Source organism: Spiroplasma sp. hy2 (genome assembly GCF_044714365.1).
In the GTDB taxonomy this organism is placed as follows: domain Bacteria; phylum Bacillota_I; class Bacilli_A; order Mycoplasmatales; family Mycoplasmataceae; genus Spiroplasma; species Spiroplasma phoeniceum.
On record NZ_RXFZ02000208.1, the window covers coordinates 1 to 1,545 of the forward strand.

At 20.1% G+C, this 1,545-nt stretch carries 2 protein-coding genes; both read right to left on the minus strand.

The genetic code is table 4. From position 1 onward, the window contains the following. Nucleotides 1-188: 188 nt before the first annotated feature. Nucleotides 189-725 (minus strand): lipoprotein, encoded by a 537-nt coding sequence (locus EHV01_RS05450; RefSeq protein WP_422066571.1) that lies wholly within the window; start codon nt 723-725, stop codon nt 189-191. Between the two features lie 7 nt (nt 726-732). Next, entirely contained in the window at nt 733-1,116 is a 384-nt protein-coding gene (locus EHV01_RS05455; RefSeq protein ID WP_422066572.1) for a lipoprotein, read from the minus strand. Between the last annotated feature and the right edge of the window lie 429 nt (nt 1,117-1,545).

The following is a 1,545-nucleotide window of genomic DNA, read 5'->3' on the forward strand; positions in this document are numbered from 1 at the left end:
TTWTCTGTAATTATTTTTTTCATTAATTATTTACCTCCATATATTAAAAATATACCTAATTTTAGGTATATTTTATAAATATCAAGAGTTTTCGACAAAATTAAAGTTAGGAATTAGAAATAAAAATGATAACCCAGTTAAAATTACAATTAAACCAAGATAATAAAAAAGAGATGCAATATCTCTTTTTATTCTCCCTTAACTTTTACATTACCATTTTCATCTAAAATTAATTCAAGCTCTGGTTTATCTAAATTTCAACGATAAACTGATTTAATATAATTTATATAATCAGAATTTCTTTCGCCTCATTTTACAAAACCAAAAGGATTATTACGATTATAAATTAAAGATGCATCTTGTATTTTATTTATGTTGTTAATACCTCTGAAAAACTTTAATTCATAGTTATTATCTTTGTATATATTATATTCTTGGTTCACATTAATACTATAATTTCTAAAAATTTTGCTAATTTTTCATTTATCTTTTTTTCAAACTATATAATATCATTTATTATCAACTTTATTAAATGGTTTTTCTTGTGGTGCTATTCATTCTAAATTGTCTCTAATTTCTTGGTTAGTAGTATTTATCTTGTTTTCTTCTTTTAATTTTGCTAATTCTTTCGGTGTATATTCTTGTGGGGTATTACAAGCAACTAAACTAGTTGTACTTGTTCCTACTAATGATATTGCACCAATAATACTTAATAATCTTTTCATATATTTTTTATTTCATTACTACTTTTAATCTTGAAGTTTGTCCTTCTCAATTTTTATTATTTTTAGAAGCAATTATAACAACATAAATAGCAATGTTTTTAAATTGAGGAAAATCAGAAATATCATTTTTATTACTTAAATCTTCATCAGAATAATAATTAATAGTATAACCTTCATTTAAAGGTTTATTTATAAATTCTTGTGCATTAATAATTTTTGTATTTAAATCAGATAGTTTTTTATTTTTTTCATGAATAATATTTACAGTTAATTTATTTATTGTATTTAAATTAATTTTTTGTTTTATATTTCCTCCATCGCAAGCAATTACACTGTTTGCTTCGCTTGCAGTTAAACTAACTATACATAAAATACTTAATAATCTTTTCATTTTAATTAACCCTCTTTTCTAATATTTATTAATTTATTAAATTATATATATATATATATATATATATATATATATATATATATATATATATAATCAAGGGTAAATTAGATAATAAAAATAAAAAAAGTGCCAATAATATAAGCCCTTTTGCAATATTTTATTAATTATTTATAGCTGAAAAGATGACTACAAATATTAATAAACATATAAAAGAAGGTTTAAGTAATTTATTTAATAAATTACTTAGATGAATTATATACCATTATTACGCGTTTTAAGGGCTAAATTAGCAATAAAATATATTAATTTTAAGTTTAAATATAAAGTATTGTATTGCTAAAATAATAGTGTAAAATAGTTATAACGGTTTATCCTTTTAACAAAAAAGTAATTTACGGTTTATGCTTTCCGCCTTAAAAAGNNATDTWR